This is a genomic window from Propionicimonas sp. (genome assembly GCF_047606205.1).
In the GTDB taxonomy this organism is placed as follows: Bacteria; Actinomycetota; Actinomycetes; order Propionibacteriales; family Propionibacteriaceae; genus Propionicimonas.
This window is the reverse complement of the sequence record NZ_JASGES010000098.1, coordinates 1-5788: the sequence shown is the minus strand read 5'-3', so window position 1 is coordinate 5788 and position 5788 is coordinate 1. Positions and strand designations below refer to the sequence as shown.

Annotated in this window: 5 protein-coding genes; 1 reads left to right on the top strand and 4 read right to left on the bottom strand. The window is 73.1% G+C overall.

Annotated features, from left to right (window positions below; genetic code table 11):
• Nucleotides 1-1187: acyl-CoA dehydrogenase family protein (locus QM633_RS06510; RefSeq protein ID WP_415152924.1), on the top strand; the 1187-nt coding region annotated here is incomplete at its 5' end.
• A gap of 291 nt (nucleotides 1188-1478) precedes the next feature.
• Here the strand turns inward: QM633_RS06510 and cobA are convergent.
• The 4 genes from cobA to QM633_RS06490 all read right to left on the bottom strand — a co-directional run bounded on the left by cobA (nucleotide 1479) and on the right by QM633_RS06490 (nucleotide 5554).
• Nucleotides 1479-2225 carry a uroporphyrinogen-III C-methyltransferase gene (cobA, locus tag QM633_RS06505; protein WP_415152923.1) on the bottom strand — a complete coding sequence of 249 codons (747 nt, stop codon included), beginning with the start codon at nucleotides 2223-2225 and terminating at the stop codon, nucleotides 1479-1481.
• A gap of 60 nt (nucleotides 2226-2285) precedes the next feature.
• Complete coding sequence (locus QM633_RS06500; protein ID WP_415152922.1) at nucleotides 2286-4166, bottom strand: heavy metal translocating P-type ATPase; 1881 nt, start codon at nucleotides 4164-4166, stop codon at nucleotides 2286-2288.
• The gene (locus tag QM633_RS06495; protein WP_415152921.1) at nucleotides 4163-4549 is read right to left on the bottom strand and encodes an ArsR/SmtB family transcription factor; all 387 of its coding nucleotides are present in this window, start codon (nucleotides 4547-4549) and stop codon (nucleotides 4163-4165) included. The genes QM633_RS06500 and QM633_RS06495 overlap by 4 nt, the downstream gene beginning before the upstream one ends.
• An 84-nt stretch (nucleotides 4550-4633) precedes the next feature.
• Entirely contained in the window at nucleotides 4634-5554 is a 921-nt protein-coding gene (locus tag QM633_RS06490; protein ID WP_415152920.1) for a cation diffusion facilitator family transporter, read from the bottom strand.
• Nucleotides 5555-5788: the final 234 nt, after the last annotated feature.

The following is a 5788-nucleotide window of genomic DNA, read 5'->3' as shown; positions in this document are numbered from 1 at the left end:
GTCCTTGCTCTGGGTGCGAGGATCGGGGCATGGCATTCGACCCGTCCGTCCTCTTGCCCGACGACCTGCTGGCCCGGTTCCGCGAGCGAGCGGCCACCCACGACAGGGAGAACACCTTCCCCGACGACGACCTGGCCGACCTGAAGGCCGCGGGCTACCTGGCGATCCTCGTGCCGCGAGAACTCGGGGGCGCCGGGCTGGGGCTCGCCGAGGCCTCGATCCTGCAGCAGCGGCTCGCGTCCGCCGCGCCCGCCACTGCGCTGGCGATCAACATGCATCTGGTCTGGACGGGGGTTGCGAAGATCCTGGGCGATCGTGGCATCGACGGCCTGCGGTTCGTCCAGGAGGGTGCGGTCGCCGGCGAGCTGTTCGCGTTCGGAATCAGCGAGGCGGGCAACGACCTGGTGCTGTTCGGCAGCGACACGGTGGCAGAGCCCCTGGCCGGAGGCGGCTACGCGTTCACCGGGACGAAGATCTTCACCTCGCTCGCACCGGTGTGGACGCAGCTGGGCCTGCACGGCCTGGACACCACCAGCGCGGACGGGCCCAAGCTCGTCTATGCGTTCGTCCCCCGGACCGACGCGGTGGTCACCCGCGACGACTGGGACACGCTCGGCATGAGGGGCACCCAGTCCCGCACGACGGAACTGCATGGTGCGGTCGCGCCGGCCGAGCACGTGGTCCGCAGGGTCGACCCCGGCCCGAACCCGGACCCGATCGTGTTCGGCATCTTCAGCACCTTCGAGCTGCTGCTGGCTTCGGTCTACACCGGTATCGCGCGGCGGGCGCTCGACGTCGCGGTGGACACGGTGGCGCGCAGGCGCTCGAAGAAGTCCGGCAAGGCGTACAGCCAGGACCCGGACATCCGCTGGCGGATCGCAGACATGGCGTTGGCCTACGACGCACTCCCGCCCCAGGTCGAGGGACTGTGCAGGGACGTGGATGCGTTCGTCGACCACGGTGCCCGCTGGTTCTCGCTCCTGTCCGGCGTGAAGCACCGCGCGGTGTCCACGGCGAAGGCCGTCGTGGACGACGCGCTGCTCGTCTCGGGCGGGTCGGCCTACTTCGCGTCCGCGGAACTCAGCCGGCTGTACCGGGACGTCCTGGCCGGCCTGTTCCACCCCTCGGATCCCGAGTCCGCGCACGCGACGGTCGCGTCCGCATGGCTGGGGCCCCTGGAGCCCTGACCGACCCGGAGCGGGCCGCTGCCCAGCTCCGTCGCCGGCCCGGGGTGCGGATCTCGGGGACGGTTCCTTTCCCGTTCGCAGGAGTGTCCCCTGAACCATTCACGCCCGGGCGCGCCGAGGCGTCGTCCCTGAACGAGAAAGGGGACGGATCTGCGAACGGGAAGAGAACCGTCCCCTGAACGAGAAAGGGGACGGACCAGCGAACCGGAAGAGAACCGTCCCCTGAACGAGAAAGGGGACGGACCAGCGAACGGGAAAGGAACCGTCCCCGGAACGACGGGGGGCGGGTGGTCAGGACGCGGTGGGACCCAGGAGGTCGAGGGCGACGACGGCACCGATCACGGTGAGGGCGGGCGGCTCGACATGGGCGGACGCGGCGATCCCGGGCAGCGTCGCGACCGTGCCGCGGAACACCCGCTGCTCGGGGCTCGTCGCGCGCGCGACGATCGCCGCCGGGGTATCGGGGGCGAGGCCGCGCGCGACCAGGCCCGCGCAGATGTCGGCCAGGTGGGTGACGCCCATCAGGATCACGATCGTGCCAGAGCTGGTCGCCAGCGCGTCCCAGTTCACCGTGGACGCGGGGTGGTCGGGGCCGACGTGGCCCGACACCACGGAGAAGTTCTGGGTCAGCCCGCGGTGGGTGAGCGGAATGCCGGCCAGCGCCGGGCCCGCGATCGCCGACGACACCCCAGGGATCACGCGGACGGGGATGCCGGCTTCCGCGCAGGCCTGCCACTCCTCGGAGCCGCGACCCAGCACGAACGGGTCGCCACCCTTGAACCGGACGACCAGCGCGCCGCTGCGCGCATGCTCCACGAGCAGGGCGTTGATGTCGGCCTGCGGGGTGTGGTGGCCGCGCGGGATCTTGCCCACGTCGAGGAGGGTGGCGTCCGGGCGGGTCTCGGCCAGGCACGCGAGCGGGGCCAGGTGGTCGTAGAGGACCACGTCCGCGGCTCGCAGCGCCTTCAGCCCCCCGACCGTCAGCAGATCGGGGTCCCCGGGCCCGCCGCCGACCAGGACGACCTCGCCGACACTCATTCCACGTCTCCTTCGTTCCCGGTGCCGCCGCGCGTGGCGGCAGCGTCCATCATCGCAGGGTCAGCGACGTCGCCGGCGCGGGATGAGGCGGGCGGAGTTGAGGATGAACGCCGACTCGCTGCCGACGTGGACGATCGCGGCCAGCAGTGGCCCGAGGACGCCGACGGCGGCCAGCGCCATGCCGGCCACGTCCACCAGGACGGTGCCGACGACGTTCGCCCACACGATCCGCCGCGCCCTGCGCGCGGTGTGCAGGGCCCGGGCCAGGTCGGCGAGGTCGGAACTGATCAGGACGACATCGGCGCTCTCGATCGCGATGTGGGTGCCGTTGCCCATCGCGATCCCGACGTTCGCCGCCGCCAGCGCCGGGGCGTCGTTCACCCCGTCCCCGACCATCGCGACGCGGCTGCCCGACTCCCGCAGCCGGCTGACCAGAGCCACCTTGTCGGCCGGCAGCAGGCCGGCGTGCACCTCGTCGATGCCGACCCGGGCCGCGACCTCGCGCGCGGCGGACTCGCTGTCGCCGGTCATCATCACCACGCGCGCCCCCAGGGCCTCCAGCCGTTCGACGCAGCCGGACGCCGAGTCGCGCACGGTGTCGCCGAGCCGGATCGTGCCCGCCCAGGTGCCGTCGATCGCCACCTGCACGGCGGTCCCGGCGGACCCGGCGCGGCCGGCGGGGTCGGGGACGAGGGCGGCGTTGCCCGCCACGACCCGGTGCCCGGCGACTGTCGCCGACACGCCCAGGCCCGGCTCGGACAGGAACCGTTCGGGCGCGGCGACCTCGACACCGGCGGCGCGGGCATGGCTGAGGATCGCCTGCGCGACCGGGTGCTCGGAGTACAGCTCCGCCGACGCCACCAGGGCGAGCAGCTCGCCGAGTGCCACTCCGGACGCCACCTCGACCCCGGCGACGACCGGTTGCCCATGGGTGAGCGTGCCGGTCTTGTCGAAGACGACGACGTCGACGGCGGAGAGCTCCTCGAGGTGCGCCCCGTCCTTGACGAAGGCGCCGCTGCGGGCGGTCCGTGCGATCGCCGCGAGTACCGCCAGCGGCGTCCCGGCCGCCACGCCGCAGGCGCCGGCGACGATCACGACGGAGATGGTCGCGGTCGCGTCCCTGGTGAACAGCCAGGTCAGCGCCGCGCCGGCCAGGGCGACGTAGACCAGCCAGCCGGCCAGCCGGTCGGCGAGCCGCTGGACGGGCGCCTCGGACGACTGGGCGGCCCGCACGGCCTCGACGATCTGTCCGTAGGACGATTCGGCACCGACCTTCTCCGTGCGGACGACGATGGCGCCGGCCTGGTTCACCGAGCCCGCCCAGACCGACGCCCCCGCGGTGACGTCCACCGGCAGCGGCTCGCCGGTGATGCGGGACGCGTCCACGCTGGACGCTCCGTCGACCACCGTGCCGTCGACCGGGACGCGGCCCCAGGGGGCGACCAGCACCTCGTCCCCGACGGCCACCTCCTCGAGGTCGACGTCGACGAGCTCACCGCCGTCGCGCACCCGCACCCGCGAGGGGAGGAAGCTGATCAGCTCGGTGAGGGCCTCGCGGCCGCGGTCCATCGACAGGTCCTCGAGGATCTCCGCGGCCAGCACGAAGGCCGTGATGACCAGCGCGGTCACCCACTCCCCGATCAGTGCTGCGGCAACGATCGCCAGCAGCATCGACAACTCCATGCTCATCCGCTGCCGGCGGGCGTCCTCGACGGCCTCGACGACGATCGGCCAGCAGCCGACGGCCAGACCAGCGACCGCGACGCTCACCGAGACCCACCACGGCGCGCCGAGCGCCGGTGCCACGGCGGCGGCCACGGCCAGCGCGGCCACGACCGCCACCCGGGCCAGGTCGCCGCGGTCGATCCGCCGCCACAACGTGAGCGGGGACTCGGGGACGAGCCCCGCCGCCGCGGGCGCGAGGGTGGGCGGAGTGCTCATCGCCCGGCCGTCGGCGCGGTCGAGGGCCGGTGGTGCCTCGGCCAGAAGTCGATCACGTGCTCGGCCTGGAACACCGCCTGGTGGACGAGTTCGCGGGCGTGCTCGTCGATCAGGCTGTAGAAGACGCGGGTGCCCTCCTGGCGGGTCTGCACCACCTTCGCCCAGCGCAGCTTGGCGAGGTGCTGGGAGACGGCGGTCGGCGCCTTGCCGACCCGCTCGGCCAGTTCCCCGACCGGCAGTTCGCCGTCCTCGAGGGCGAGGATCAGCCGGATCCGGGTCGGATCGGACAGCAGGGTGAACACCTCCGCGGCGAGGTCGACGTACTCGCTGTCGGGCGAGAGCGGTTCCGTGGGAAGCCGGCTTGCCTGCATATCTGCGTCCATACGCAGATAATGACAGAAGATGCCGCCCGCTGGGTCGGTGTCCGCGCAGGCCGGCGTCGGGGGCCGGGACGGGGCCGGCCAGGGTCAGTCGTGGACGGGGCGCTCGTGCTGGCGGTGGGCCTCCGGCTCGAGCTGCAGCGTGCAGTGACTGAGGTCGAAGTGATCGTCGAGGCACTCGGAGAGGGTGTCGAGGACCTCCCCGGTGCGGTCGTCGGCCAGGCAGGCGGCGTCGACGACGATGTGCGCGGTGAGGACAGGGGAACCGCTGGTGATCGTCCACGCGTGCAGGTCGTGCACGGCCGCCACGCCAGGTGTCTCCAGCAGGTGGGTGCGAACCTCGTCCAGGTCGATGCCCGACGGGGTGGCCTCCAGCAGCACGTTGACGACCTCGCGCAGCAGCGCGACCGCACGCGGCACGATCAGGACGAAGATCGCCAGCGCGGCGACCGAGTCGGCACGCGTGAAGCCGGTGGCGGCGATCACGATCGCTGCGGCGATGACGGCCAGCGAGCCGATCAGGTCGCCCAGCACCTCGAGGTAGGCGCCGCGCAGGTTGAGGCTCGCCTCGCGCCCTTCGCGCAGGATCAGCAGGCCGGCGATATTGGCGGCCACGCCGGCGAGGGCCACCCACAGCATCAGGCCGCTGTCGACCTCGGGCGGGGACTGCCAGCGCAGGATCGCCCCGATCAGCACCGAGGTGGCGATCGCGACCAGCAGCACCCCGTTGACCAGCGCGGCCAGCACCTCCGCGCGCTGCAGCCCGAAGGTGCGGGCCTTCGTCGGCGGGCGGGCGGCCAGGTGGGCGGCGACCAGGGCGATCACCAGGCCGGCCGAGTCCGACAACATGTGGCCGGCATCGGCGAGCAGCGACAGCGATCCGGAGAGCAGGCCACCGATCACCTCGGCGACGAAGACCGTGGCGGTGATCGCGACCACCGCGACCAGGCGTCGCCGGTGTCGGCCGGTAGCGGTGAGGCCGTGCGCGTGGTCGTGGTCGTGGCTCATCGGGGAGCTCCGGCCAGGGCGACCGGCGAGGCCGCGGGGTGCCCGGACGGCATGCGCGCGGCCGGCCCGGGCACCCCGCGGCCTCGCCGGCCGCCCTGGCCGGAGCTCCCCGATGAGCCACGACCACGACCACGCGCACGGTCTCACCGCTACCGGCCGACACCGGCGACGCCTGGTCGCGGTGGTCGCGATCACCGCCACGGTCTTCGTCGCCGAGGTGATCGGTGGCCTGCT

Excerpts from the sequence above, each read along its gene's own strand:
- QM633_RS06490 (WP_415152920.1), bottom strand. The coding sequence starts at position 5,554 with ATGAGCCACGACCACGACCACGCGCACGGCCTCACCGCTACCGGCCGA.
- QM633_RS06500 (WP_415152922.1), bottom strand. The coding sequence starts at position 4,166 with ATGAGCACTCCGCCCACCCTCGCGCCCGCGGCGGCGGGGCTCGTCCCC.
- QM633_RS06495 (WP_415152921.1), bottom strand. The coding sequence starts at position 4,549 with ATGGACGCAGATATGCAGGCAAGCCGGCTTCCCACGGAACCGCTCTCG.
- cobA (WP_415152923.1), bottom strand. The coding sequence starts at position 2,225 with ATGAGTGTCGGCGAGGTCGTCCTGGTCGGCGGCGGGCCCGGGGACCCC.